Annotated in this window: 1 protein-coding gene; it reads right to left on the bottom strand. The window is 57.7% G+C overall.

What is annotated here, in order from left to right; genetic code table 11:
- Positions 1–36 precede the first annotated feature (36 nt).
- On the bottom strand, positions 37–1,287 hold the full coding sequence (locus EOS_RS04025) for an IS256 family transposase (protein ID WP_047845325.1): 1,251 nt from the start codon (positions 1,285–1,287) through the stop codon (positions 37–39).
- Positions 1,288–1,352: the final 65 nt, after the last annotated feature.

Genomic DNA, 1,352 nt, shown 5'->3' with positions numbered 1-1,352 from the left:
GGGGGTGTCCCGGATTTTGTGTAAACGGGTTTTGGTTTAACCCGGCGACATCCGGTCTTCGAACTGGATAGCGAAGCGGTTTAGGGCCGCCTTCCAGTCTCTGATCGGCATCAACCATTTCTTGCTGATGTTGTTCAACGCCAGGTAAAACAGCTTGGTCACGGCATCATCAGTCGGAAACGAACTGCGTGTTTTGATGACTTTTCGCAGGCTCATGTTGATCGACTCGATCGCGTTGGTCGTGTAAATCACCTTGCGGATCTCCGGCGGGTAGTCGAAGAACGGTATCACCCGGGCCCAGTTGCGCCGCCAGCTCTGACCGATCGACGGGTACTCCTTGTCCCATTTGGCTTCAAAGGCGCTGAGCATCTGCTCGGCCACCTCGACGGTCGACGACGTGTAAATCGTCCTCAGATCAGCGGCCACTTCGCGCTGCAGTTTCCACGACACGAAGTTTAGGCTATTGCGCACCATGTGCACGATGCAAAGCTGCACAGCCGCTTTCGGATAGACCGCTTCAATCGCTTCTGGAAAGCCCTTGAGCCCGTCCACACAGGCAATGAAGATGTCCTGCACGCCGCGTGTCTTCAACTCAGTGACCACCTGTAACCAGAACTTGGCACCCTCGGTCTGGGCGATCCACAGCCCCAGAACCTCCTTGTGGCCGTCCATGTTCACGCCAATCGCCAGATACACCGCCTTGGTCCGTACGGCCCCGCTGTCGCGCACTTTGACGTGGATGCAGTCCAGATAAACGATCGGGTACAGCGCATTGAGCGCGCGTCCCTGCCAGAGCTTCACGTCCTCGCTCACCGCATCTGTCACCGCCGAGATCAGCGTGGGCGAAACCTCGGTGCCATACATTTCTTCCAGATGGGCCTGGATCTCGCGCACGCTCAAGCCGCGCGCATACAGCGAGATGATCTTGTCGTCAAAGCCCGCCCAGCGTGTCTGGTGGCGCGCCACCAGCTTCGGCTCGAACGCGCCCTGACGGTCTCGCGGGATATCGAGCGGCAATTCGCCAAACTCGCCTTGCAACGTCTTGGCGCTGTGGCCGTTGCGGGTATTGCCCGTGGCGTTGGTCACCGCTGCGCTCTTGCCGTGGCCCAAATGCTCGGACATCTCGGTTTCCAGAGCCCGCTCGACCAACATCTTGGTCAACTGCTTGAGCAGCCCATTCTCGCCAATCAAATCCTCAGGCTTCTGGTAATTCGCCAACAGGCTGTCCGCCAGTTTTACCAACTCAGGATCGGGTTTCACTCGTTTGTTGCGCTTCGCTACGGTCATCGTTGCTCCTGGATGCTGGCAGTCTCCTGCCAAATGACCGTTTACACAAAACTAATTACACCCTC

It is taken from the genome of Caballeronia mineralivorans PML1(12) (assembly GCF_001028175.1).
Taxonomy (GTDB): Bacteria; Pseudomonadota; Gammaproteobacteria; order Burkholderiales; family Burkholderiaceae; genus Caballeronia; species Caballeronia mineralivorans.
This window is presented reverse-complemented; position numbering and strand designations above follow the sequence as displayed.

Coding starts and splice junctions, on each gene's coding strand:
- EOS_RS04025 (WP_047845325.1), bottom strand. CDS start 1,287: ATGACCGTAGCGAAGCGCAACAAACGAGTGAAACCCGATCCTGAGTTG.